Source organism: Micromonospora arida (assembly GCF_003857035.1).
Lineage (GTDB): Bacteria > Actinomycetota > Actinomycetes > Mycobacteriales > Micromonosporaceae > Micromonospora > Micromonospora arida.
Window position 1 is genome coordinate 12,993 of sequence record NZ_QGSY01000137.1, and the last position, 22,730, is coordinate 35,722.

General features: G+C 72.6%; 24 protein-coding genes. 12 read left to right on the plus strand and 12 right to left on the minus strand.

What is annotated here, in order from left to right:
* Window positions 1–62: 62 nt before the first annotated feature.
* From DLJ58_RS08520 to DLJ58_RS08540, 5 genes are all read right to left on the minus strand, one after another.
* Window positions 63–725, minus strand: coding sequence for a hypothetical protein (locus tag DLJ58_RS08520; RefSeq protein WP_124854652.1), 663 nt, complete (start codon window positions 723–725; stop codon window positions 63–65).
* The gene (locus tag DLJ58_RS08525) at window positions 722–3,397 is read right to left on the minus strand and encodes an FtsK/SpoIIIE domain-containing protein (protein WP_124854653.1); all 2,676 of its coding nucleotides are present in this window, start codon (window positions 3,395–3,397) and stop codon (window positions 722–724) included. The genes DLJ58_RS08520 and DLJ58_RS08525 overlap by 4 nt, the downstream gene beginning before the upstream one ends.
* A complete protein-coding gene (locus DLJ58_RS08530) occupies window positions 3,390–4,508 on the minus strand; it encodes a hypothetical protein (protein ID WP_124854654.1) in 1,119 nt (372 codons plus the stop codon). The genes DLJ58_RS08525 and DLJ58_RS08530 overlap by 8 nt, the downstream gene beginning before the upstream one ends.
* 6 nt (window positions 4,509–4,514) lie before the next feature.
* A complete protein-coding gene (locus tag DLJ58_RS08535; protein ID WP_030332749.1) occupies window positions 4,515–4,775 on the minus strand; it encodes a hypothetical protein in 261 nt (86 codons plus the stop codon).
* Window positions 4,776–4,927: 152 nt separating this feature from the next.
* Entirely contained in the window at window positions 4,928–5,320 is a 393-nt protein-coding gene (locus DLJ58_RS08540) for a PIN domain-containing protein (protein ID WP_091408422.1), read from the minus strand.
* Between the two features lie 140 nt (window positions 5,321–5,460).
* On the opposite strand from DLJ58_RS08540, the gene DLJ58_RS08545 reads away from it, so the two are divergent.
* Both DLJ58_RS08545 and DLJ58_RS08550 read left to right on the plus strand, forming a co-directional pair.
* Complete coding sequence (locus DLJ58_RS08545) at window positions 5,461–8,019, plus strand: ATP-dependent Clp protease ATP-binding subunit (RefSeq protein ID WP_124854655.1); 2,559 nt, start codon at window positions 5,461–5,463, stop codon at window positions 8,017–8,019.
* A 209-nt stretch (window positions 8,020–8,228) separates the two neighbouring features.
* Window positions 8,229–8,579: a DUF3140 domain-containing protein gene (locus DLJ58_RS08550; RefSeq protein WP_091408434.1), complete on the plus strand. Its 351-nt coding sequence runs from the start codon at window positions 8,229–8,231 to the stop codon at window positions 8,577–8,579.
* A gap of 53 nt (window positions 8,580–8,632) precedes the next feature.
* Here the strand turns inward: DLJ58_RS08550 and DLJ58_RS08555 are convergent, their stop codons facing one another.
* The 3 genes from DLJ58_RS08555 to DLJ58_RS08565 all read right to left on the minus strand — a co-directional run bounded on the left by DLJ58_RS08555 (window position 8,633) and on the right by DLJ58_RS08565 (window position 10,614).
* A complete protein-coding gene (locus DLJ58_RS08555) occupies window positions 8,633–8,878 on the minus strand; it encodes a hypothetical protein (protein ID WP_124854656.1) in 246 nt (81 codons plus the stop codon).
* Window positions 8,879–8,938: 60 nt separating this feature from the next.
* On the minus strand, window positions 8,939–9,919 hold the full coding sequence (locus DLJ58_RS08560) for a LysR family transcriptional regulator (protein ID WP_124854657.1): 981 nt from the start codon (window positions 9,917–9,919) through the stop codon (window positions 8,939–8,941).
* 83 nt (window positions 9,920–10,002) lie between these two features.
* On the minus strand, window positions 10,003–10,614 hold the full coding sequence (locus DLJ58_RS08565) for a hemerythrin domain-containing protein (RefSeq protein ID WP_124854658.1): 612 nt from the start codon (window positions 10,612–10,614) through the stop codon (window positions 10,003–10,005).
* A 148-nt stretch (window positions 10,615–10,762) separates the two neighbouring features.
* Between DLJ58_RS08565 and DLJ58_RS08570 the strand changes: the two genes are divergently transcribed.
* Both DLJ58_RS08570 and DLJ58_RS08575 read left to right on the plus strand, forming a co-directional pair.
* Window positions 10,763–12,091 carry a M20/M25/M40 family metallo-hydrolase gene (locus DLJ58_RS08570; protein WP_124854659.1) on the plus strand — a complete coding sequence of 443 codons (1,329 nt, stop codon included), beginning with the start codon at window positions 10,763–10,765 and terminating at the stop codon, window positions 12,089–12,091.
* A 58-nt stretch (window positions 12,092–12,149) separates the two neighbouring features.
* Window positions 12,150–12,812, plus strand: a complete 663-nt coding sequence (locus DLJ58_RS08575) for a hypothetical protein (protein ID WP_091408864.1) — start codon at window positions 12,150–12,152, stop codon at window positions 12,810–12,812.
* A 51-nt stretch (window positions 12,813–12,863) separates the two neighbouring features.
* Here the strand turns inward: DLJ58_RS08575 and DLJ58_RS08580 are convergent, their stop codons facing one another.
* The 3 genes from DLJ58_RS08580 to DLJ58_RS08590 all read right to left on the minus strand — a co-directional run bounded on the left by DLJ58_RS08580 (window position 12,864) and on the right by DLJ58_RS08590 (window position 14,564).
* A complete protein-coding gene (locus tag DLJ58_RS08580; RefSeq protein ID WP_013734349.1) occupies window positions 12,864–13,055 on the minus strand; it encodes a DUF5703 family protein in 192 nt (63 codons plus the stop codon).
* A gap of 223 nt (window positions 13,056–13,278) precedes the next feature.
* Window positions 13,279–14,148 carry an SseB family protein gene (locus tag DLJ58_RS08585; protein WP_124854660.1) on the minus strand — a complete coding sequence of 290 codons (870 nt, stop codon included), beginning with the start codon at window positions 14,146–14,148 and terminating at the stop codon, window positions 13,279–13,281.
* Window positions 14,145–14,564 (minus strand): YbaB/EbfC family nucleoid-associated protein, encoded by a 420-nt coding sequence (locus DLJ58_RS08590; protein ID WP_158629563.1) that lies wholly within the window; start codon window positions 14,562–14,564, stop codon window positions 14,145–14,147. The genes DLJ58_RS08585 and DLJ58_RS08590 overlap by 4 nt, the downstream gene beginning before the upstream one ends.
* 92 nt (window positions 14,565–14,656) lie before the next feature.
* Here DLJ58_RS08590 and DLJ58_RS08595 point away from each other — a divergent pair, with 92 nt between their 5' ends.
* Genes DLJ58_RS08595 through DLJ58_RS08605 form a run of 3 tightly spaced genes read left to right on the plus strand, consistent with a single transcriptional unit; the run spans window position 14,657 to window position 16,965 of the window.
* Window positions 14,657–14,989, plus strand: coding sequence for a hypothetical protein (locus DLJ58_RS08595; RefSeq protein WP_112587418.1), 333 nt, complete (start codon window positions 14,657–14,659; stop codon window positions 14,987–14,989).
* Window positions 14,986–16,047 carry a WXG100 family type VII secretion target gene (locus DLJ58_RS08600; RefSeq protein ID WP_124854662.1) on the plus strand — a complete coding sequence of 354 codons (1,062 nt, stop codon included), beginning with the start codon at window positions 14,986–14,988 and terminating at the stop codon, window positions 16,045–16,047. The genes DLJ58_RS08595 and DLJ58_RS08600 overlap by 4 nt, the downstream gene beginning before the upstream one ends.
* 12 nt (window positions 16,048–16,059) lie before the next feature.
* The gene (locus tag DLJ58_RS08605; RefSeq protein ID WP_124854663.1) at window positions 16,060–16,965 is read left to right on the plus strand and encodes a hypothetical protein; all 906 of its coding nucleotides are present in this window, start codon (window positions 16,060–16,062) and stop codon (window positions 16,963–16,965) included.
* A 61-nt stretch (window positions 16,966–17,026) separates the two neighbouring features.
* On the opposite strand, the gene DLJ58_RS08610 is transcribed toward DLJ58_RS08605, so the two are convergent.
* Window positions 17,027–17,998, minus strand: a complete 972-nt coding sequence (locus DLJ58_RS08610; RefSeq protein WP_091408467.1) for an aldo/keto reductase — start codon at window positions 17,996–17,998, stop codon at window positions 17,027–17,029.
* A 186-nt stretch (window positions 17,999–18,184) separates the two neighbouring features.
* Between DLJ58_RS08610 and DLJ58_RS08615 the strand changes: the two genes are divergently transcribed.
* The 5 genes from DLJ58_RS08615 to DLJ58_RS08635 all read left to right on the plus strand — a co-directional run bounded on the left by DLJ58_RS08615 (window position 18,185) and on the right by DLJ58_RS08635 (window position 22,688).
* Window positions 18,185–19,237 (plus strand): LLM class F420-dependent oxidoreductase, encoded by a 1,053-nt coding sequence (locus DLJ58_RS08615; RefSeq protein WP_124854664.1) that lies wholly within the window; start codon window positions 18,185–18,187, stop codon window positions 19,235–19,237.
* Window positions 19,234–20,070, plus strand: coding sequence for an undecaprenyl-diphosphate phosphatase (locus tag DLJ58_RS08620; protein WP_124854665.1), 837 nt, complete (start codon window positions 19,234–19,236; stop codon window positions 20,068–20,070). Before DLJ58_RS08615 ends, DLJ58_RS08620 begins: the two co-directional genes overlap by 4 nt.
* A gap of 178 nt (window positions 20,071–20,248) precedes the next feature.
* Window positions 20,249–21,706, plus strand: a complete 1,458-nt coding sequence (locus DLJ58_RS08625) for a sugar porter family MFS transporter (protein ID WP_124854666.1) — start codon at window positions 20,249–20,251, stop codon at window positions 21,704–21,706.
* Window positions 21,707–21,879: 173 nt separating this feature from the next.
* Window positions 21,880–22,182: an urease subunit gamma gene (locus DLJ58_RS08630; RefSeq protein ID WP_088948057.1), complete on the plus strand. Its 303-nt coding sequence runs from the start codon at window positions 21,880–21,882 to the stop codon at window positions 22,180–22,182.
* Between the two features lie 44 nt (window positions 22,183–22,226).
* Window positions 22,227–22,688 carry an urease subunit beta gene (locus DLJ58_RS08635; RefSeq protein ID WP_124854667.1) on the plus strand — a complete coding sequence of 154 codons (462 nt, stop codon included), beginning with the start codon at window positions 22,227–22,229 and terminating at the stop codon, window positions 22,686–22,688.
* The last annotated feature ends 42 nt before the right edge of the window (window positions 22,689–22,730 follow it).

The window sequence follows — 22,730 nt, forward strand, 5'->3', positions numbered from 1 at the left end:
GGGACTCGCCGCGCCGACGGTCGACTATGCGACAACCTCGACGGCTGTTCCGGTCAGCGCGGTCAGCGGCCGAGCGCCAGCAGCAGCCCGGTGGCGACCACCCCCGCACCGAGGACCACTGTGATCGGTCGGGGGCCGAGCACCGCGTGCCGGCGGTCGGCCAGCACCCGGGCCGGCACCAGGCCGACCAACGGCCCGAGCAGCGTCACCACCAGCGCCAGCACCGGTAGTCCGACCGCCAGGTCCCCGCCGTACCCGACGCCGAGCGCGCGGGCACCGGCGCCCAGCGCGTACGCCAGCACACCGCCGGCCACGCCGCAGAGCGCCAGCAGCGGGTTGACCGAGCCGGGCAGCTCGCCCGGCTGACCAGCCCGGTCGAGCAGGTCCCGGGCCTTGGCGAGCAGCAGCACCGGGTCGGTGGCTCCGACGCCGTTCGCCGGGGCGGGTGGGCCGCCGAGGCGGCGGGCGCCGAGGCGCGAGCGGACCTGCTGCCACAGGTGAGCCACCTCGGCGTCCACCTGCTTCTGCTGCTCACGGGCGGCGACCAGCTCCTCCTCGGCGCTCTGGAGCTGCTCGGCGGCCTCGGCGACGGCCCGCTCGGCGGCAACGCACTGCCGCTCGTGCCAGGTGTGCGCCTCGGCGCGCTGCTCGCGCACCCGCGCGGTGAGGTCGGCCAGCCGCCGCAGCTGCGCCGCGTACGTCTCGCTGGTCACCGGTTCGTTCATCGTGTCGGTCCATACGGGATGATCACCTGTCCGGTGCGGTGCACCGCCCGGTCGAAGAAGAGCCCCCGCCAGGGGCGGGGATACCAGTCCGGGCCGCCGGTGCCCGGATAGAGCGACGAGCCCAGCTCGTCGCCGTGCGCGTCCAGGGCCACCCAGGCGCCGATCTGGTCGGTGCGGGTGCCGGCCCCACCCAGGTCGACGCGCATCCGGGCCACTCCCCGCCACCAGGCCAGCACGTGCGTGCGTCGTTCCGGCCCGTCGTGCAGGATCCGACGTAGCTGCTCCAGGCCGGTACGCCGACCCGCGCGAGCGGCCAACGCACCCGCTGCCGCGTCGACTGCGAACAGCAGCAGGTAGTGCGGGCTTCCCGGGCCGCTGAGCCCGTCGGCCGTCTCGGCCATCAGCTCGCCGATGGTCTCCTCGTCGTACCAGGAGGCGTCGTCGGCCAGGTCGTCGTAGAGGGCGCGGGCGATCGGGTCGGCGTCCGGGTCGAGGCAGGCGATGGAGAACCGGGCGGTGCCCGGCGGGTGCTGACGGGCCAGCGACCGGGCCGCCGCGTCGAGCACCGCGCAGGCCTCGTCGACGCGGGTGCCGAGCACCGCGAGGTTGCGGCCCGGGGCGCGCGGCAGCCGTAGCGACCCCGAGCGGGACTGCACGTCGATGATCTCGCCGAGCAGGGCCACCGGGTTGCGCGGCACGGTCCCGTCCGGCGGTACGGCGAGCGCCCGGAAGTCCGGGGCGTCCGCCAGCCGGGGGATCGCGTCGCCGTCGAAGAGCCGGGCCGGCGCCGCGTCGGGGGCGCGCATCCGCCACAGCCGGTGCTGCAACCCGCTCCAGGTCTCCCAGTCGCTGGCCGACGGGATGCGGGCCACCTCGTTGCCCTCCACCATGCCCGACTCGGCGTTCACCACCGCGTGCCAGCGCGGCAGCGACTGCGCCGCGTCGTTGCGTTCGGCGAGGATGCGCAGCGCCTTGGGCAACGCGATGCGCAGGGTGAACTGGGCGACCAGCGCGGGGCGCCCCCACAGCGCCTCGATGCCCCGCACGTCCTGCGAGGCCAGGACCAGGTGGATGCCCTGGGACCGGCCGCGGCGGGCCAGGTCCTCCAGCAGGTCGGCCGCCTCCCGGGCGACCACGTCCCGGCCGGCCAGCAACATCTGGAACTCGTCCACCACGGCGACGATGCGTGGCCAGTGCCCTGTCGGGTCGACCGCCCGCAGCTCGGCCAGCTTGGTCACCTCGTGTTTCTTGGCCGCGTCGGCGCGTCGGCGCAACTCCTCGGCGAGGAAGCGCAGCAGCGCCAGCCCGAACTCCCGGTCGGTGTTGACGTTGATGCCGACCAGCCGCATGTGCGGCAGCCAGCTCGGGTCGCGCCGGCCCTGCGCGAACCGCGCGAAGGAAACCCCCTCCTTGAAGTCCAACAGGTAGAACTCCAGCTCGGCGGGGGAGTAGCGGGCGGCGAGGGCGCCGATCCACGCGAAGATCAGATTGGTCTTGCCGGTGCCGGACGGCCCGCCGATCAGCGCGTGCGGTGGATAGTCGCCGAGCGTCAACCGCACCGGCCGACCGTGCGGGCCTTCACCGATCGGCGCGGTCAGCCCGTCGGCGGAGTCCTCCCGCCACATCAGCTCGGGCGGGGGCAGCAGGTCGGTGAAGGGGGTCGGCGGCGGGCCCGCGTTCACCTGGGCGGCGACGTCCCGGCAGGTCTCGGTGACCAGCGCCGCCGGTGGCGGCGGGTCCAGCCGGACCGGCAGTCCGGCCGAGCCGCCGATCCGCGCGCCGGACACCCCGGCCACCACCCGGGTCACGGTCGAATCCTCCGGCAACGGCACACCGTGCACCACCAGGTGTACGCCGCAGGCGGCGCCGGCCCGCACCACCCGGTCCAGTTGCCCGCGCTCGTGCCGGTTCAGCTCCTCCCCACCGAGCAGCACCGCCACCCGCCACGGCTCGGGTCGTCGGCCGGTCGCCGCCGCCAGTTCGCGCAGCGACGCGTACTCGCCGGCGAGGACCGTCTCGTTGATCCGGCGGATCTGCTCCACCAGGTCATCCAGCAGCGGGCCCAGCCCGCCCGGGCCGACGAAGGTGAGCAGCCCTGCCGTGCCCAACGGGGCGAACCCGGCCAGTCCGCCGCCGAGCTGGTCCGGGTCGTACCCGATCAGTCGTACCGCCCCGGGGTCGGCGCGGCCGACGGCCCGCAGCAGCAACGCGGACACCACCGCGTCGCAGCCGGCGCGGTCGTCGCCGGAGAGGTGGACGTGCCCGGCGTCGAGCAGCGGCACCAGCGCGGGCACCGGGTCGACCCCGTCGATCCGGACCGTGCCGACCCGCAGCGCGCCGGGCGGTTCGGCCCGGCGGGCGGGTGTCGGTGCCCACCCGGCCCAGTCGGCCCCCGCGCAGCCGGGCGCCTCCTGCCGGGCCGCGTCGGCGGCCCGCCGCGCCAGCTCCGCGATCCGGGTGGAGTAGCGGGCGTCGATCTCGGCGATGCGGCGGTCCCGTTGGGCGCCCACCCGCGCCGGTACGGCGGCCGCCGCTCGCTGGACCCGGGCCAGTCGTTCCCGCCCGGCGGTCAGGTCGGCCTGGGCGGCGGACAGCCGGGTACGGGTGGCGCCCAACGCCTGGGCGAGGGTCTCCCGGACACGGCTGGCCAGCTGACCGCGCCGGTCAGCCATCGGTGCCTCGGCGCGTCGGCGCGTCCCGCCACGGGCTGCCCGAGCGTGGGGGCAGCCCACCGGGGCGCGCCGTCGGCCCATCCGAACGCGGCGGCAGGCCACCGGAGCGTTGCGCAGCCGCGCTGCCCGGCCGCTGCACCGCACCGCCGGCACGGGGAACCGCGCCAGGTCGCACGGTCCCACCCGGTCGCTGCGCGCCCGCCGGTTGCCCCGCGTCGCCTCGCTGCCCCGCGCTGCCCGCCGGTTCTTTCGCGCCCGCCGGTTCCCTCGCGCCGCCGGCCGGCAGGTCCCGGCCGAGGCGGGCGAGCAGCAGCCCGGTCGCCACCCCGGCGGTGACCGCGGAGTCGGCGGCGTGCGGTGGTTCCCCGGAGGTGCGTGGCGGCGGCATCCGGCACACCCGGGTCAGCAGCGTCTCCAGCACCGGCGGCGGCAAACCGGGCAGCAGGTCGCGGACGCGTCCGTCCAACTCGCCGCGCAGCCGCCCGAGGTCGGTGGCGCGTGGCGGGTGCCCGAGCAGCTCACCGGCGAGCTCGCGCAGCAGCGGCGGCGCCAGCGCCGCCATGCCCAGCCCCACGTCGGCCGGGGCTCGGCGCAGCTCCTTGCGGAGCCGGTCCCGGTCGCCGGAGCGGACACCGCCCACCACTCGGCGCAGCAACTCCTGGGAGTCGTCCACCCGCTCGTCGGGTTCGTCGTCGGTGCCCTCGCGCCCGCCGGTCAGCTCGGCCACCCGCACCGACCACCAGCGGCGCATTCGCACCTGCTCGGCCGGCTCCGGCGCGACCGTGGCGGGCCCGGACGCCGGTGGCGTGTCGTGTCGGGGAGCGCGTTGATCAGGGCGGGGTGCCGGGGCGCCGTCCGCGCCGAGCCCGATCGCCGTCAGGTAGGCCGACAGCTGTTCCTGGGCCACCCGCAGCGCGTAGCCGGCGCTCTCGGCGTGTTCGGTGGCGGCCGACAGCTCGGGCACCCCCATCGGGTTGGCCGACTCCTGTCGTACCCAGCGCAGCCGCTCCGCGGCCAGGCCGAACTTCTCCAGCGCCTGCCCGAGCAGCGCCAGCGGGAACTCCTCGGTGGCGGCACGGACCTGCCCGCCGACATCCTCGATGATGGACATGGCGGCCTACAGGGTGGAGACGTAGAGCTGCGCCTGCTCCACCGCGACAAGTGTCGCGGCGAGACACTCCTCCAGCTCCTGGCTGGCCTGGGTCAGCGACGCCTGGGCCGCCTCCACCGTCTCGTGCCCGCTGCCCTCCAGCGCCCCGGCCAGGGTCTGCTGTGCCTCGGAGAGCTTCTCGCCGGCCGCCTGCACGGCTGTCTGCCCGTCTCCGATCTGTTGGAGGGCGACATCGATGGCAGCCTTCAGCTCGGCGACGCTCGCCACGGCGGAACCTCCTGGGGGCGGGGAGATCTCCATTAGAGCCTATCGGCGGTTCCGAAAGAACATCCGCCCTGTCGGTGTTCCTGCCCGCCTGTCCGGAAGGCCCTCGGAAGTGCCGGGAGTCCGATCTGTGGGAGTCCCAGTGCGAGAATTTCTCAGTTGCTGGTCGGGTTCTCGCGGAGCCAGCGCGGGCCGTACACCTCGGCGCCCAGCGCCGTCACCCGCCCGCGCAACTCCCGGTCGGCGGTGACCACCAGCCGCCGACGCCGCGGCGCGCCCTCCACCAGCTCGACCACCGTGTCGTCGCCGGAGCCGGCGGCGGAGACCACCCGCACACCCTCGGTGCCCGGCACGTCCCGCGCGGCCCCCTCGACCACCAGGACCACCTCCACCGGGGCGGTCAGCCGGGCCGGCAACCCGATGGTCGCCACCGGGGCGAGCGAGTCGCGCAACCGGGCAGCGGCCCCGGCACGGTCACGCCACCACCCGTTCGGGCGCGAGCCCACCACGTTGGCGCCATCCACGATCAGCAGCGGGGTCTCATCCATCCCGTCAGCCTGCCACCATCGGCCGGCCCGGACCCGACGCCACTCCCGGAACGCCCGTCCTCCGCCACCTGCGGCGTTTGTCGGGGCGCGCGCCGGGTAGCCCCTGCCGACCGTGCCGAGCCCTACTGCGGAGGACAGACATGATGGGACCCGGTGACATCGGCTCCGACCCGTGGGACGAATTCCTGGCCAGGTACTTCGGCCGGGGCGAGGGAGGGCGCCGACCGCCGCACCGGGTCGACATCACCCGACTGATGACGGCCGACGCCCGGGAGATGCTGGCCGACGCGGCCCGGCGGGCCGCGCAACGGCAGAGCAGCGACCTGGACACCGACCACCTGCTCTGGGCGGCGCTGCAACGCGAACCACTGCGTGACCTGGTACGCCGGGCCGGTGCTGACGCGGACACCCTGCTCAACGCCCTCGGCGGGAAGGGCGACGGCGCGCCGCGCGGGGAGGTGCCGCCCAACCTGTCGTTGACCCCTGCCGCCAAGCGGGCGCTGCTCGACGCCCATCAGTTGTCCCGCGCGATGGGCGCCAACTACATCGGTCCCGAGCACATCCTGATGGCGCTGCCGCTCAACCCGGAGTCGCCGGCCGGGCGGATGCTGGCCGCCGGCCGGATCCAACCCGAGTCGTTGCAGGCCGCCAACGCCGAGCGCGGGCCGATGACCGGGCCGAAGCCGGACCGCGGCACCCCCACCCTGGACCAGTACGGGCAGGACCTCACCGACCTGGCCCGCAACGACCAGATCGACCCGGTGATCGGGCGGGCCGACGAGATCGAGCAGGCCGTGGAGATCCTGTCCAGGCGGACCAAGAACAACCCGGTGCTGATCGGCGAGGCCGGCGTCGGCAAGACCGCCATCGTCGAAGGGCTGGCCGAACGGATCTGCGACGGCGACGTACCGCAGACCCTGCTCGGCAAGCGGGTCGTCCAGCTCGACCTGGCCGGTCTGGTCGCCGGCACCCGCTACCGGGGCGACTTCGAGGAACGGCTGAAGAAGGTGATCGACGAGATCCGGGCGCACCGCGACGAGCTGATCATCTTCATGGACGAGATCCACACCCTGGTCGGGGCCGGTGGCGCCGGCAGCGAGGGCGGGATGGACGCGTCCAACATGCTCAAACCCGCCCTCGCCCGCGGCGAGCTGCGGGTGATCGGCGCGACGACGCTGGACGAGTACCGCAAGAGCATCGAGAAGGACGCCGCCCTGGCCCGGCGCTTCCAGCCGGTGCTGGTGCCCGAGCCCAGCGTCGACGACACCATCGCCATCCTGCGCGGGCTGCGCGACCGGTACGAGGCCCACCACCAGGTGCGCTTCACCGACGAGGCGCTGGTCTCGGCCGCCGAGCTGTCCGACCGGTACGTCACCGACCGGTTCCTGCCGGACAAGGCGATCGACCTCATCGACCAGGCCGGCGCCCGGGTGCGGCTGCGGACCCGCACCCCCGCGTCCGACGTGCGGGAGCTGGAGCAGGAACTCGACGAGGTACGTCGGGACAAGGAACAGGCCGTCACCGACGAGCAGTACGAGCGGGCCTCCGCGCTGCGTGACCGGATCTCCGAACTGGAGGAGGCCATCCGGCGGGCGAACGGCGAGGACGGTTCGTCCAGCTCCCAGGTGCCCGAGGTGGGCCCCAAGGAGATCGCCGAGGTGGTCTCCCGGGCCACCGGAATCCCGGTCAGCCAGCTCACCGAGGAGGAACGCGACCGGCTGCTGCGCCTGGAGGGTCACCTGCACCAGAAGGTGGTCGGTCAGGACGACGCGGTCACCGCGGTCGCCGAGGCGGTGCGCCGCTCCCGGGCCGGGCTGGCCGACCCGGAGCGACCGATGGGCAGCTTCCTGTTCCTCGGCCCGACCGGTGTCGGCAAGACCGAGTTGGCGCGGGCCCTGGCCGAGGCGTTGTTCGGCGAGGCGGACCGGATGGTCCGGGTGGACATGAGCGAGTTCCAGGAGCGGCACACGGTCAGCCGGCTGGTCGGCGCGCCACCCGGATACGTCGGCTACGAGGAAGCCGGTCAGCTCACCGAGGCGGTGCGTCGCCGCCCGTACGCGGTGGTGCTGCTCGACGAGATCGAGAAGGCCCACCCGGACGTGTTCAACATCCTGCTCCAGGTGCTCGACGACGGGCGGCTCACCGACAGTCAGGGTCGCACTGTGAACTTCAAGAACACCGTCCTGATCATGACGAGCAACCTCGGGTCCGAGCTGATCACCGGCGCCCAGCGCTCGGTCGGCTTCGGCACCGGGGACGTGGGCAGCGAGCAGGAGAGCAACGAGCTGCGGGAGCGGCTCATGCGCCGCCTGCAGGAGAACTTCCGCCCGGAGTTCCTCAACCGCATCGACGAGGTCATCATCTTCCGCCGGCTGGAGGCCGAGCAGCTGCGCGACATCACCGCGCTGTTGCTGGAGGAGACCCGCCGCCGGATGCACGCCCAGGACCTCCAGGTGGAGTTCACCACCGCCGGCATCGACTGGCTCGCCGAGCACGGCTACCAGCCGGAGTTCGGCGCCCGCCCGCTGCGCCGGGTGATCCAGCGGGAGGTGGACAACCACCTGTCCCGGATGCTGCTGGAGTCGGCGATCTCGCCGGGGCAGAAGGTCACGGTGGACGTCCGCGACGGCGCACTCACCTTCGACGTGACCGCGGGCGAGCGGGGGTACACCGCCGCCACGACCACACACCCGCGATGAGCGGGCCGGCGCGAAGGGACGAACACGAGGACCCGCACCATTCCGCGGAGTCCGCGAAACCCCGGGACGAGGACGACCATCCCGACCCGATCCTGGCGCCGCCCACCGCGAACCCCCGCCGGACACGGGTGCCCGCGGAGGGCCTGCATCCGAAGATCGACCAGGACGACCCGGAGACGTCCGGGCCGCCGCCTGCGAGAGGAGACCTGATGGTACGCGAAGCGCGGCTCGACCCCGAGGTGGAAGTGCTCTGGGAGGACTTCCACGCCGAGGTCAACGTCCCGTCGGAGCAACTGCGGACGTGGCTGCTGACCCGGGGTTCGGGGGAGGAGTCGTTCAGCCCGAACCCGAACCTCGACCTGCCCCAGCCCGGCCGGGAAATCCTCAAGGTGCTCAACAAGCGCAAGGTGGACCTCACCCCGGAGGACATCGAGGTGATGCGGGAGGCGGTCGAGCGGATCCGCGAGCTGATGGACGCCAAACCGTCGCGCGGCAACGCCGACGACAGTTGGCGGCACTCCCTGCTGGACCTGGGTCACGACCCGCTCGTCGAACGCTGATCGACCGCACGACGGTGCCGTCCCGGGCAGGGACGGCACCGTTCGGCGTTCTGCTACTGGCCCTTGTCGGATTCCAGGCTCGCGATGGTCAGGCCGGCCGCGTCGGCGGCGGCGTCCCGGTCACCGCGGGTCTGGTCCTCCCGAATGAGCAGGTTGGCGTACTCGGTCACGTCGGCCGGGTCGGGCACCGCCGGTAGGCGGCGCAGGAAAGCCTCCACCTCGCGGGTGGCGGCGGTGTGCGCGGCAGCCGCCTGGCGCAGCAGTTCGCGGTCGTCGGCGGGCGGGTAGAGGTCGGTCATGTCCGCCAGATACCCGGCCCACGGCGGTTCGCACCGCCAGCGGCCGGGAATACCGGCCGCTCAGCCCTGCCGCACCCCGCTGGGGTGCCGGACGCCGAACCCCGGGTTGCGGGGCAGCCAGGCCAGGTAGGCCGGGTGCGGCGCCAATGAGTCGACGTAGGCCGCCTTGGCCGTCTCCAGCACCAGCTGGGCGCCCTGGGCGGCGGGGGAGTCCGGATGCCAGCCGAGCAGCAGCCGCCAGCGTAGCGGCGTCCCGGCGAGTTGACGGGTGACCAGACCGCTCACCGGGCGGAACGTCGCCTGGCACAGGGCCACCGCCACGCCGGCTTCCACCAGGTCGACGCAGCCGCGGATGTCCGTCTCGTACACTTTGCGGGGGGTGAAGCCGGCGCGGGCGCAGGCGGCGGCGAAGCAGTCGGCGAAGCAGCCGTCACCCGGCGCGGCGACCCACTGTTCGTGGCGCAGGTCGGCCAGACGGACCTCGTCCTGGGCCGCGAGGGGGTGGGTCTCCGGCAGCAGCACCAGCACCGGGTCGACGGCCACCTCCTGCCAGCTCAACCCGAACCCGGCCGACGGGCTGGCGTCGCCGCACACACCGGCCAGCGCGAAGTCCAGCCGACCGCCGGCCACCAACTGCGCCAACTCGTCCACCGACCAGGACGCGTACGTGGTGATCTGGGCGGGCGGCTGCTCGGCCGCCAACCGGTGCACCAGCCGACCCAGGATCGGGCTGTTCACCCCACCGAACCGGTAGCACGGCGGTGTGTCGCCCGCCCCGGCCAGCCGGGCGGCCTCGTCCTGCAACCCCTTCATCGCCGGCAGCAGCACCCGGGCGCGGGCCAGCACCAGTTCACCGAGCGCGGTGGGTCGTGCCCCGCGCCGGTCCCGGTCGAACAGCGGGCCGCCCAGCGTCCGTTCGATGCGTTGAAGCTGGGCGGTGAGCGCAGGCTGGGCCAGGCCGAGGGCCGAGGCCGCCTTCGTCACACTTCCCGTCTCCGCGATCGCGCAGACCACCCGCAGGTGACGCAGCTCCAGGTTCATATTGTGACGGTAGGACTACGCGTCTGCTGGCGGAATAGCCCGAGCGGATCGGTGATAATGAATGCATTGCCGGCGGGCGTCGGTCACCGGTCGCGCGGTGGCTCCGGCAGGTCCGCCAGGTACGTCGGCCGGCGGGTCACCGCGTCGAGGACCTTGTCCACCACCCCGACCGCCGGCTCGACGATCCGGTTCCACGGCGGGGTGGCCGGCGTGCCCGGGTGCGGCCGGGTCGGCGCGGCCTCCTCGGCGATCTCCAACCGGTTGCCCAGCCGGATCAGCTCCTCCTCGGTCGCGACCGCGCGCAGCTCGGTGACCAGCGCGCCCACCCCGTCGACATGCCGGCGGACCCGCTCGGCGATCTCGGTCAGCGCCTCGTCCGTCAGCCCCTTCAGGGCGCTCAGCAGGGCCGCGTCGGCGTTGATCTCCGCGTCCACCCGCTCGGTGGCCTCCGGCAGTGCCGCGCGGACCGCCGGCAGCAGGTACTGCTCCTCGGCGGACAGGTGCCGCGACAGCGCGGCGGTGAGCACCGCCAACCCCTCCTGCGGCGTGGTGCCCGGGCCGGAGAGCTGGTCCAGCAGCGCCAGCAGTTGCCTGTGCTCCCGGTCGACGGTGTCGGCGATGCTGCGACCGGCGGGTCGGTAACCCTCCTCGGGTGCGGGCGTGGGCGGCAGCGGCGGCAGGGGAACAGCGGACATGGTGCCCTCCTCGACTGGCGGGCGGAAGCTCCGGCAGGGACGTACGGTCGTGGGCGGCGGTACCCGAACGCGGCCAACGCGAAACCGGCCCGTCGATGCGTCCACCCGCGCCGGCCTGTCGAGCGGCCCGGGCTGGTATGAAGAGGCGATGACGAGCGATGCCGCCTCCGCCCTGCCCGACCCCACCGCAGAGGTCGTGGACCTCTGCCGCGACCTGCTGCGCATCGACACCACCAACACCGGTGACAACGACACCAGCGTCGGCGAGCGCCGCGCGGCCGAGTACGTGGCGGAGAAGCTCGCCGAGGTGGGCGTGGAGTCCGTCCTGCACGAGTCCGCGCCGGGCCGGGCGAACGTGGTGGCCCGCATCCCGGGCACCGACCCGAGCCGGGGCGCGCTGCTGGTGCACGGCCACCTGGACGTGGTGCCCGCCGACGCCGACGAGTGGTCGGTGGGCCCGTTCTCCGGCGAACTGCGCGACGGCTACCTCTGGGGACGGGGCGCCATCGACATGAAGGACTTCGACGCGATGGTGCTCGCCGTGGTGCGGCACTGGCAGCGCACCGGCGTACGACCCCCGCGCGACATCGTGCTCGCGTACACCGCCGACGAGGAGGCGGGCAGCGACTACGGCGCGCGCTTCCTGGTGGACAACCACCGGGGCCTCTTCGACGGCTGCACCGAGGCGATCGGTGAGGTCGGCGGCTTCTCCTACTCGGTCAACGACAGCCAGCGGCTCTACCTCATCGAGACCGCCGAGAAGGGCATCGACTGGCTGCGGCTGCACGCCAAGGGCCGCCCCGGGCACGGCTCGATGATGCACGACGACAACGCCGTCACCGCGCTCGCCGAGGCGGTCGCCCGGATCGGCCGGCACCGCTTCCCGGTGGTGGTGACCGACACCGTGCGGGCCTTCCTGACCGAGGTCTCCGACCTGCTCGGCATCGAGTTGGACCCGGACGACCCGGAGACGGCCATCGCGAAGCTCGGCCCCATCGCCAACATCATCGGCGCGACCATTCGTAACACCGCCAACCCGACCCGGTTGAGCGCCGGCTACAAGGACAACGTCATCCCCGGCCGGGCCACCGCCACCATCGACTGCCGCAGCCTGCCCGGCCAGTCCGAGCTGCTGGAGCGGCAGCTGCGTGAGCTGGTCGGCCCGGACATCGCGATCGAGTACGTCCAGCGGCAGCCGGCGCTGGAGACCACCTTCGACGGTGACCTGGTCGAGGCCATGTCGGCGGCCCTGCGCGCGGAGGACCCGGGGGCGCGGCCCGTTCCGTACATGCTCTCCGGGGGCACCGACGCCAAGGCGTTCTCGCAGCTCGGCATCCGCTGCTTCGGGTTCGCCCCGCTGCGGTTGCCCGCCGACCTGAACTTCTCGGCGTTGTTCCACGGCATCGACGAGCGCGTTCCGGTGGACGGACTACAGTTCGGCGTGCGGGTTCTCGACCGGTTCCTCCGCACCTGCTAGTCGTGTCCGGCGGTGGCCGCCGGCGCGCAACCTCCCCATCGTGAAGGGACTGCCCCACATGACCGACCAGCATGGTGAGCTGGACGCCGCTCTCGAGCGGGTGATCGAAGCGGCCCGCCACCACCTGGCCGCCGTACGCGCCGCGCAGGGCCGCGTCGACGACGACGACGTCTGGCAGGCGTACGTGGCGTTGAACAACGCCTCCTTCGCGTACGACGAGCGACTGCTCGACGCCTTCGGCGAGGTGACGCCGTGGGATGTCGACTCGATCGACCCGGACGAGGCCGACGAGCGTTTCGGCGGCGGCGAGGGTGCCGAGGCCAGCGACCCGCACCCCCGGGTGATCTCGGTGCGTCAGCGTCGTGACTACCGGGTGCCGAGCGTCGCCGCGCTGCTGCGGGTGGCCGAGGCGGCCCGCCGCGAGGGCACCCCGGAGGACGACGAGCCGGCGCCGGTGGAGGGCGTCGGCGAGGCGGTGCTGGAGCTGCTGCAGAGCGGTGACGGCTCGCTCGGCGCGTTGGACGTCCCCGAGTTGGAGCCGCTCGACGGGGTGGTCATGGTCAGCGAGGTGGGCACCCCGGTCGATCTGGAGTCGTTCGACGACGACGACGCGGTCGGCCCGTTCCAGCCGGCGGCCGACGACCGGCTGGTCGGTCGGCTCGACGAGCACCCGTTCCTGGAGCTCGACGACGACCACGACCACGCGGGGCACCAGCACTAGGCCGGCTGCCGTCCGGGGCCGGCTCCGGCCTCGGACGGCGCCGCCCGGTCGTCAGTACGACAGACCAGGCTGCGGCTGGTTGACCCGCCGACGACGCAGCACCACCTGCCGCGTGCCGTCCCGGTACAGCCGCACCCGGGCCAACTCCCATCCGGAGAACTCCGCCTGGATCGCCAACTGCGCCGCGGCGGTCAGCCGGTCGACGTTCGGCGGCAGCCGCAGTGGCGCGTATTCGTAGTCCATGCCTCCATGCTGCCCAGCCCAGCGGGCGTTCGCCACCCCCTCCGGAGTGACCAACGACGCCGCCGCGGGCGGTTAGTGCCGCCCCGTCCTTCCTCGCTGCCCCGCGTCCCCGTCGCGCCGATCTTGCAGTTTCTGTCGCCGAGATGAGTGGGACGTTCCCTATGTCGCGACAGAAACTGCAAGATCGCGGAAGAGGGTGCGTCGTCCCGGTTGGGCAGGGGCGTCAGGCTGTGGGGACGTTCGCCGTCAGCAGGGCGGCGAGGGCCGAGGCGGCGAGGGCGACCGCCCGAGGGCTGCCCGGGTCGACCGTCAGCCCCCAGGACGAGTCCGGCCAGTCCTCGAACAGGTCGGCGCAGGGCAGCGCGACGAACGGCACCCCGTCCCCGGCGAACGCGGCGAGCGCCCCCGGCGAGGTGAAGACCGGCAGCAGCGGCGCGCCGGTCGCGTCACCGACCACCATCCACGGGAAGTCGGCGTCCGGCGCCGGTTCCCCGGAGAGGGGAACGCACACCGTGGCGCCGGCCAGCGCTCCGAGGTAGCCGGGCAGGTCGCGCTGGCCGACGGCGGCGGCGAGCCGCGCAACCACCGCCGGCTCTGCGTCGACGGGTGTCGCCTCGGCGGGTGCCGCTCCCGTCGGAGCCGCCCCGGCCGGAGCCGCCTCGACCTGGGGCACCTCGACGGGCGCCGGCCGATCGATCGACAGCGCCGCAGGGCCGGGGCGCGCGGCCGGCGGCACCCCAGGGCCGGGACCGGTGGTCGGTGGCACCGGCTGGCAGGAGAGCGCGCCGGGTTCGTCGGTCAACACCTCGGCGGCGGTACGGGTCACGAGCACACTGAGCCGCTCCACCTGCTCCGGAGTGCGCGCCGCCTCGTACCACCAGCCCTCGTCGCCGGTCGGGCGGTGCCAGCCGAGCGCGGCCAGGCGTGCCTCGTCGTGGCCGGGGCAGATCACCCGCACCACCTCGCGGCGCACCAGCAGCCGGATCCCGCGCGGACCGGCGGAGAGCTCCAGGTCGGTGTCCCGGTCGCAGCGGGAGACGCTGTCCCGCAGCCGAGCGGCGATCTCGGGCCAGGTCGGCGCCGGCGACGTCACGCCGGTGCGCCCGGCAGGCGGTCGTCCAGCCGACCGAGCCGGGCCACGGTCTCCTCCAGCCGGCCCAGCGCCGAGAAGTCCCCCGGAGTGCCGAACAGGTCGCCGAGCCCTGCGCCGAGCGCGACGTCCAACCCCTCGGTGTGCTCGTCGACGTGCCCGGAGGCAACCTCCCGAGCCCGCCGGTACGCGTCGAGCACCAACTCGGCAACCCCCTCCGTGCCGGCGCGCAGGGCGGCGGGCGCGAGGGTGAGGCCGGTCAGCGCGCCGGTGGCGTCGACGGTCGCCGAGACCAGCCCGCTCTCGTCGACCGCGGTGCCGGACAGCTCGGCCAGGTCGTCGCGGAGGCCCGCGAACCGGCGTTCGATGTCGGCGATCCGCCCGGCGAGCGCGTCGAACGCGGACGTCGGGTCCGTCATGAGAATCCTCCCCGTGGATTGTGCGACCGGGTGGTGCCCGGCGGCCGGGAGATCGTATCGTCGGTGCGCTCGACTCATGGGGGAGGAACGGCATGCCGCCGGATATCGATGTCGACGTGCAGGCGGTCCGTCGACTGGAGACAGCCGCCAAGCAGGTCGCCAGCTCGCTGGCCGCGCTGGAGCGGCAGATCGTCTCGGCCGGCGACGTGCCGTCGGACGCCTTCGGTCACCTGCCGTTCGCCAGCGACATGCTCCGCGACAAGTACGCCGAGCAGGTCACCGGCGGCAAGGAGTTGTTCGCCGCCGCGAACGCCGCGTTCGGCCGGGTCGCCACGGCGCTGGCCGACACGGTCGAGGCGTACGAGCACAACGAACGGGACCTCGACGCCGGGTTCAAGGCCATCCAGTCGGGGCTGCCCGGATGAGCGGCCCGGCCGGCAGCGCCGTCCAACTGTGGAACGGCCTGGACAGCGCGCTCTCCGGGGTGCAGGACGCCGTCGACAGTGTCTGCCGGACCCTGGCCTGGCCACTGATCCAGCTCGTCGACCTGGTCGACGGCGAGCCGGCCGTGCTGCGCGCGAAGGCCGCCGAGTGGGACGCGCTGGCCGCGCAGGTGCGCGACCTGGCCCAGGGCCACCGCGGCACCCGGGAGTCCGCGCAGGCCGGCTGGCGCTCACCGTCCGGTGTGGCGTACGGCCAGCGGTTGGCCGAGGTGGAGCAGCAGCTCCTCGACGTCGCCGAGCAGTTCGCCGCGACCGCGGAATACCTGCGCAGTGTCGCCGACGGCCTGCAGACCGTGCACGACGTGCTCGTGGACCTCTGCGTGGAGTTCGTGAACTTCCTCCTGGTGACGCTGGTGACGGCGTTGCTGATGGCGCCGGTGACCATGGGGGCGTCCTGGGCGGTCGGCGTGGGCGTGACAGTGACCAGGGCCCTGGTCGTGGTCACCCGGATGCTGAAGGTCATCCGGCCGCTGGCGGTGCATCTGCAGAAGGTCATCCGCCTGCTCCAGCGGGTCATGCTGTACCTGCGCAAGCTGCAGGCACACCTGGACAAGTTGGTCAAGATGCAGGACAAGCTGCGTACCGGCAAGAAGTACGCCGACAAGCGGCACGCCGCCGGCAAGGCCGACAAGTGGTTCCACAAAATTTTCGACCCCACGAAGGGCACCTACAAGCTGGGCAAGTCCGGTTCCCCGTTCGACATGGGCGTCCTCGACCGGGCCGCCGCGCTGCGGGCGCACGGGGTCGCCGACGGGGCCCGGGTGATCGCCCGGGACTGGGCGACGAACCTGCCGTGGAACGTGCCGAACTCGGTCGTGCACGGCGTCACCTGGGGGACGGTCGCGTTGACCAGCGGGCTCTCCGTTCCCGGCAGCGAACAGGTCGGCGACCAGATCGACCAGGCGGTGCAGGGCGGCGCGGACTGGATCGACCAGAATGTCTTCGGGCAGCCGCCGGCGGGTCAGCCGGCGGGCCGCTAGGAGGAACGCGTGATGTCAGAGGAGCGAGGCCGGCTCGGTCGGTTCACCGACGCGGTGCTCGGCGGCGCGCGGGCCGCCCGGGACAAGGCCCGCGAGCTGCGCGACGAGTTCCGCACCAGCGACGAACCCGAACGTGCTCTCGTCGCGCCACTGCTGCCCGGTCAGGAGTTGCGCTACGTGGGGCTCGGCCCGGTCCGCGCCCCGCAGACCCACAAGGCCGGTCGGCAGCTCGCCGATGTGATGGCCGACGAGTTTGTCGACTCGCTCGACCCGAAGGTGCTGTTCGGGCTCCTCAACATCGTCAACCCGGTGGTCTGGGTGGACGCGGTGCTGACGCCGGTCCGGCTGGCCGCGGGCGTGCTGCTGCTGCCCGGTAAGGCCGGTGCCATCGCCGCCGGTGTGCCGGAGGCGGCCGAACCGGAGCCGACTCCACCACACCAGCGGGTGCAGCGCGATCCCATCCCGCTCACCGAGGAGCAGGAGGCGTTCCGCGCCCTGTTCCGGCTCAGCCTGTACCGCCCGCTGGCCGAGCAACTCGCCGAGATCGCCTACCGTCGCCGGTTCGTCTTCAGCGGCGACCTCGCCACCCTCGCCGGCAGCCTGCTGCTCTTCCTGGAGCGTTACAGCGGCACCCCGCTGGCGGTGACCGACACCCACCTGCACCTGCTGCGGATGGGCCCCCGCCCGGACGCCGACCGGCCCGACCGACGGCAACCGCGGGTGCTGTGGAGTGTGCGTCGCGACCGGGTCGCCCGGGTCGACTCGGAGCGCGGCGCGACCGGGCTCGTGCAGCTGACGTCCACGATCGTCTTCGACGACGGCTCGTGGATCCGGCTCACCCAGCCCGCGCTCCGCGACGACCAGTCACGCTTCCTGACCGCGATCCACGACCTCCCCGGGCAGCGCCCTCAGCCGTGATCCGGCGTGCGGGGCCAGCCGTGATCCGGCGCGTTGGGCCAGCCGGGACCCGGCCGGCTGGTCAGCCGTCGCGTTCGGGGTAGCCGACCGGTACCGCGGAGACGTCGTCCAGCGCGGTGGTGATCTCCTCGGGCAGGGTGATCCGTTCCACTGCGAGCGCGCCGAGGAGTTGCCCGACCGTGCGCGCGCCGAGGATCGGCGCGGTCACGCCGGGCCGGTCCCGGATCCACGCCAACGCCACCTCCAAGGGCGACACCCCCAGGCCACCGGCCGCGGTCGCCACCGCCTCCACGATGCTGGAGCAGCGCGGCTCCAGGTAGGTCGAGACGAACCGCTCGAAGTGCGGCGACGCGGCCCGGGAGTCGGCCGGGCGGCCGTGCCGGTACTTGCCGGTGAGCACGCCCCGGCCCAGCGGCGACCAGGGCAGCACGCCGAGGCCGAGCGCGTCGCACGCGGGCAGCACCTCCCGCTCCACGCCCCGCTCCAGCAGCGAATACTCCACCTGAGAGGCGACCACCGGCGCCCGCCCCGGCCAGGCGGTCTGCCAGGCGGCGGCCCGCGCGGTCTGCCAGCCGGAGAAGTTCGACACCCCGACGTAGCGGACCTTGCCGCTGGCCACCGCGTGGTCCAGGGCGGCCAGGGTCTCTTCGAGGGGGGTGTCCGGGTCGTACCCGTGCACCTGGAACAGGTCGACGTGGTCGGTGCCGAGCCGGCGCAGCGACGCGTCCAAGGTGCGCAGCAGGTGCCCCCGGGAGCCGTCCCGACGTCGGCCACTGCCGGGGCGCAACCCGGCCTTGGTGGCGATCAGCAGGTCCTCACGGGGGACGAGGGAGCCCAGCAGCGAGCCGATCACCGACTCGGCGTCGCCGTCGCCGTACACATCGGCGGTGTCGATCAGGTTGCCGCCCGCGTCGAGGTAACTCTTCAGCTGAGCGGCCGCATCGTCGGCGTCGGTGTCCCGGCCCCAGGTCATGGTGCCGAGCGCGAGCCGGGAAACCGCCAGCCCGCTTCGGCCGAGCGGTCGCTGTTGCATGGGTGAACCTTATTTCGAACCTGCCGCCACGGATATCCTCGCTCCCGTATCTCTGCCGGTTCTGCCGGTTCCGCCGCCCCGGGCTGCCCCGATGGAGGGGGGATCAAAGGGGTCGAGCCGGTGATCGAGTCCGTTATCGGCATTGCGTAACCTGGGGCGACCTGTGCCACGGATGGGGGAGGACCAGTGCGACTCGGGCTCAGTCTCGGATATCAGACGGCGTGGAGCACACCGGCCGACCACCTGGCGCTGGCTCAGGAGGCGGACCGGCTGGGCTATTCGGTGGTGTGGGCGGCGGAGGCCTACGGCTCCGACTCGCCCAGCATGCTCGCCTGGATGGCCGGCCAGACCGAACGGATCGACGTCGGCGCCGCGGTGATGCAGATCCCCGCCCGTACGCCGGCGGCCACCGCCATGACCGCCGCCACCATCGACGCGCTCTCCGGCGGTCGGTTCCGCCTCGGCCTGGGTGTCTCCGGCCCGCAGGTGTCCGAGGGCTGGCACGGCGTGCGCTTCGCCAAGCCGCTGGCCCGGACCCGCGAGTTCGTCGACATCGTCAAGCTGGCAATCGCCCGCAAGGAGGTGGCGTACGACGGCGAGCACTACACGCTGCCGCTGCCGGACGGCCCGGGCAAGGCCCTGCGGCTGGGCTTCCACCCACCCCGCGAGCACATACCGATCTACCTGGCCGCGGTCGGCCCGAAGAACCTGGAGCTGGCCGGCGAGATCGCCGACGGCTGGCTGGCCGTGTTCTACGCCCCGGAGTTCGCCGAGGAGCAGCTCGCCTCGGTGCGCGCCGGGCGGGCCAAGGTCGGCAAGGAGTTGGCCGGGTTCGACGTGGTGCCGTCGGTGCCCGTGGTGGTCGGCGACGACGTGGCCTCCTGCGCCGAACTCGTCCGCTGGTACGCCGCGCTCTACGTGGGTGGCATGGGCAGCCGGCAGCAGAACTTCTACAACCAGCTCGCCACCCGGATGGGCTACGGCGACGCCGCCCGCGAGGTGCAGGACCTGTACCTGGCCAAGCGGCAGCGCGACGCCGCCGCCGCGGTGCCCATGGAGTTCATCGACCGCACCTCGCTGCTCGGCCCGAAGGAGCGCATCGCCGAACGGATGCGGGAGTACGCCGCGGCCGGCGTCACGACGCTGTCGGTGACCCTCTTCGTGGCCGACCGGGACAGCGGTGTGCAGACCCTGCGTACCGTCGCCGAGGCTTTCGACCTCTCGGGAGTCGGCGAGTGACCTGGGTCGAGGCCATCGTCCTGGGCATCGTCCAGGGACTGACCGAGTTCCTTCCGGTCAGCTCGTCGGGGCATCTGCGGATCACCTCGGCGATCTTCTTCGACCGGGACGCCGGCGCGTCGTTCACCGCGGTCACCCAGCTCGGCACCGAAGCGGCCGTGCTGATCTACTTCGCGAAGGACATCTGGCGGATCACCCGGACCTGGCTGGTGGGCATCCGGGACAAGTCGGTCCGCTCCAGCCTCGACTACCGGATGGGCTGGTACGTGATCGTCGGTTCGATCCCGATCGGGCTGTTCGGTTTCGTGTTCAAGGACCAGATCAAGACCGCCGGGCGCAACCTGTGGGTGGTGGCGACCACGCTGATCGTGTTCGCGTTCGTGTTGGCGTTCGCGGAGTACTGGGGGCGGCAGACCCGCACCCTGGAGAACTTCCGGATGAAGGACGGCATCGTGATGGGCTTCGCCCAGGCCATGGCGCTGGTCCCCGGGGTGTCCCGCTCCGGCGGCACGCTCACCGCCGGCCTGCTGCTCAACCTGACCCGGGAGGCCGCGGCACGGTACTCGTTCCTGCTGGCCATTCCGGCGGTGGTGATGTCCGGTGTGTTCAGCCTCGGGGACGTCTTCGAACCGTCCGCCCCGGGCACGTCCGTGCCCACCGTGGCCCAGACGATCGTGGCCACCGTCATCGCGTTCGGCATCGGCTACGCGGCCATCGCCTGGCTGCTGCGCTATGTCGCCCACCACACCCTGTACGTCTTCGTGCTGTACCGGGTCGCGCTGGGCACCCTGGTCCTGGCTCTGCTGATGACCGGCACGATCAGCGCCACCTGATCCGCCCGCACCGGCCCCCGCCCCTCGCAGAGGGAGCGGGGGCCGTTTCGTGTCCGGGTCGGGAGGAGCTGGCCGTTTCCGTTGTCCCGCACAATGAGGACTTAGTGGCTCTATTCTCCTGATATCGGGCTGTCTCTCGGGTGGGATCTGTCGGTGGCTCGCGTCGGAGGGGGCGACCGTGACTGCCAGCGCTGGCCCGAAGCCTGGCCGGGGGCGGCCACCGAGACGCAACCTCGTCGCGGTCGTCTCGATCGTCGTGCTCTCCGGTGCGTTCTTCGGCTACGACCAGGGTGTCATCAGCGGTGCGCTGCGCGACATTCGCCAGACCTTCCACGCGGACACCTTCGCCGTCGAGGTGGCGGCGAGCTGGGTGACCCCCGGAGCGTTGGTGGGTGCGTTGCTCGGTGGTCACCTCGCGGACCGGATCGGTCGCCGGAAGGCGCTGTGGGTCGCCGCCGCCACGTTCGCGGTGGGCACGATCCTGCAGGCGGTGGCACCGGTGATCGGGGTCATGTTCGGTGCGCGGTTGATCCTGGGGCTGGGCATCGGGGTGGCCTCGGTCGCCGGGCCGATGTACGCGGCGGAGGCCGCGCCGGAACGGATCCGCGGCAGTCTCCTGGCGGTCTACCAGTTCTCCACCACGTTCGCCATCTTCATCGGTTACCTGGCGGACGAGTTGTTCGAGGCCGGGAACTCCTGGCGTTACCTGCTGGTGGCGGCGGCGCTGCTGGGTCTGGCCCTCGCCCTGGTCACCACCGTGATCCCCGACTCGGCTGTCTGGTACTTCGGACGGGGGGACCGGCGCCGGGCGGAGGCGTCCCTGCGAGCGACAGTGCCGCAGCGGAAGGTGCCCCAGCGGCTGCACGCCATCGAGGAGAGCCTCTCGGCCGGCAAGGCGGGTTGGAGGGAGGTGCTGTCGCCACAGTGGCGGCGCCCGTTGGCGCTCGGTGTCGGCATGGCGCTGTTCCAGCAACTGACCGGGATCAACGGGATCATCTACTACGCCGACGAGATCTTCTCGTCCGCCGGGTTCCACACCCCGCAGGCGCAACTGGCCGCGACCACCTGGGCCATCGGTGGGGTCGACTCACTCTTCACGCTGGTCGCGGTCGCCTTCCTGGATCGGCTCGGTCGCCGGCCGCTGCTGCTGGTCGGGCTGCTGGGCATGGCGGTCTCGCTCGTGGTGGTCAGCGTCAGTTTCGCCGGGATGGCCCCGGCGGCGCGGACGGCCGGAGCGGCCGGGCACCGTCCCACCGACGCGGGCATCTTCCTGCTGATCGGTGTGGTCATGTTCGTGGCGTTCTACGCGATGTCGATCGGGCCGACCGCCTGGACCGTGATCAACGAGATCTTCCCGGGCCGCATCCGGGGCCGGTGCGTCGCGATCGCCTCCGCTACCCACTGGGGGACCGAGTACCTCATCACGCAGTTCTTCCTGAGCATGCTCGACGCTCTGGGGAGATCGGGGGTGTTCGCCCTCTTCGCCGGCACCTGTGTGCTCGGCTTCCTGTTCGTCTGGCGGTACCTGCCGGAGACCAAGGGCAAGACCCTGGAACAGATTCAGCGGATGTGGCAGACCGACGCTCGTGCTCGGCACCCTCACCGTGCCGACGACGAGTCGTCCGGTACTGCGTGATTCTCGGCTTCTGACCCGCGACGCAGCGGGCCCGGCGTACCGTTCGCTTGAAGTCGCCTAAACCGGATCTATTGGACAAAGAACCTCATTCGGGTTGAGCTGAGTGCTCACCCTGTGGCGAGTCCTCCCGGCGGAATGGCGGCTCCCGACCGACAGTCGCGAAGGACCAGGACGTGCATCTGACACCAAGGGAATTCGACAAGCTGACGATCCTCTCGATGGCGATCGTCGCCAACGCCCGCAAGGCCAGGGGGATCAAGCTGAACCACCCCGAGGCCGTCGCGGTGATCTGCGCGGCGGCCCTGGAGGGGGCCCGGGAGGGCAAGACCGTCGAAGAGGTCATGAACGAGGCCCGCAGCACCCTCAGCGCCGACGACGTGATGCCGGGCGTGCCGGACATGCTGCCCATGATCCAGGTCGAGGCGGTCTTCACCGACGGCTCACGGCTGGTCACCGTGCACTCACCGATTCGATAGGCGCAGCCAGCCCAGAGGCGATCTCCAGGAAGGTGGAGCAGGAAATGGCCAAGCAACATCCCGGTCCCAACTCGAAGCACGTGCGACCCATCGGGGGTTACGTGCTGAGCGACCAGCCGCTGGAGTTGAACGCGGGGCGACCGGTCACCGAGGTTGTCGTCCACAACACCGGTGACCGACCGATCCAGATCGGCTCACACTTCCACTTCTTCGAGGCCAACCGGATGCTCGCCTTCGATCGTGAGGCCGCCTTCGGCAGGCGCCTGAACATCCCGGCGACGACCTCCATCCGCTTCGAGCCAGGCGACAAGAAGACGGTCGAGCTCATCCCCTTCGGTGGGCAGCAGCGCGTGTACGGATTCAACGGCCTGGTGCAGGGGTGGAGCGGCAGCGAGTCGACTCCCAGCTACCGACCGGACCGCACCGAGGCGATCCACAACGCCAGGACCCGGGGGTTCAAGTTCGCCCCGGAGCAGCAGGACAGCCCCAAGGGCAAGAAACAGTAGATCCGCTATCCCGCAGGGCTGCCAGCCTCGGGCAGGAGAGAT

What these genes read in the sequence shown, in the direction of transcription:
- DLJ58_RS08520 (WP_124854652.1), bottom strand. Translation starts at nt 725, where the DNA reads ATGAACGAACCGGTGACCAGCGAGACGTACGCGGCGCAGCTGCGGCGG.
- DLJ58_RS08525 (WP_124854653.1), bottom strand. Translation starts at nt 3,397, where the DNA reads ATGGCTGACCGGCGCGGTCAGCTGGCCAGCCGTGTCCGGGAGACCCTC.
- DLJ58_RS08530 (WP_124854654.1), bottom strand. Translation starts at nt 4,508, where the DNA reads ATGTCCATCATCGAGGATGTCGGCGGGCAGGTCCGTGCCGCCACCGAG.
- DLJ58_RS08540 (WP_091408422.1), bottom strand. Translation starts at nt 5,320, where the DNA reads ATGGATGAGACCCCGCTGCTGATCGTGGATGGCGCCAACGTGGTGGGC.
- DLJ58_RS08545 (WP_124854655.1), top strand. Translation starts at nt 5,461, where the DNA reads ATGATGGGACCCGGTGACATCGGCTCCGACCCGTGGGACGAATTCCTG.
- DLJ58_RS08550 (WP_091408434.1), top strand. Translation starts at nt 8,229, where the DNA reads ATGGTACGCGAAGCGCGGCTCGACCCCGAGGTGGAAGTGCTCTGGGAG.
- DLJ58_RS08555 (WP_124854656.1), bottom strand. Translation starts at nt 8,878, where the DNA reads ATGACCGACCTCTACCCGCCCGCCGACGACCGCGAACTGCTGCGCCAG.
- DLJ58_RS08560 (WP_124854657.1), bottom strand. Translation starts at nt 9,919, where the DNA reads ATGAACCTGGAGCTGCGTCACCTGCGGGTGGTCTGCGCGATCGCGGAG.
- DLJ58_RS08565 (WP_124854658.1), bottom strand. Translation starts at nt 10,614, where the DNA reads ATGTCCGCTGTTCCCCTGCCGCCGCTGCCGCCCACGCCCGCACCCGAG.
- DLJ58_RS08570 (WP_124854659.1), top strand. Translation starts at nt 10,763, where the DNA reads ATGACGAGCGATGCCGCCTCCGCCCTGCCCGACCCCACCGCAGAGGTC.
- DLJ58_RS08575 (WP_091408864.1), top strand. Translation starts at nt 12,150, where the DNA reads ATGACCGACCAGCATGGTGAGCTGGACGCCGCTCTCGAGCGGGTGATC.
- DLJ58_RS08580 (WP_013734349.1), bottom strand. Translation starts at nt 13,055, where the DNA reads ATGGACTACGAATACGCGCCACTGCGGCTGCCGCCGAACGTCGACCGG.
- DLJ58_RS08590 (WP_158629563.1), bottom strand. Translation starts at nt 14,564, where the DNA reads ATGACGGACCCGACGTCCGCGTTCGACGCGCTCGCCGGGCGGATCGCC.
- DLJ58_RS08595 (WP_112587418.1), top strand. Translation starts at nt 14,657, where the DNA reads ATGCCGCCGGATATCGATGTCGACGTGCAGGCGGTCCGTCGACTGGAG.
- DLJ58_RS08600 (WP_124854662.1), top strand. Translation starts at nt 14,986, where the DNA reads ATGAGCGGCCCGGCCGGCAGCGCCGTCCAACTGTGGAACGGCCTGGAC.
- DLJ58_RS08605 (WP_124854663.1), top strand. Translation starts at nt 16,060, where the DNA reads ATGTCAGAGGAGCGAGGCCGGCTCGGTCGGTTCACCGACGCGGTGCTC.
- DLJ58_RS08610 (WP_091408467.1), bottom strand. Translation starts at nt 17,998, where the DNA reads ATGCAACAGCGACCGCTCGGCCGAAGCGGGCTGGCGGTTTCCCGGCTC.
- DLJ58_RS08635 (WP_124854667.1), top strand. Translation starts at nt 22,227, where the DNA reads ATGGCCAAGCAACATCCCGGTCCCAACTCGAAGCACGTGCGACCCATC.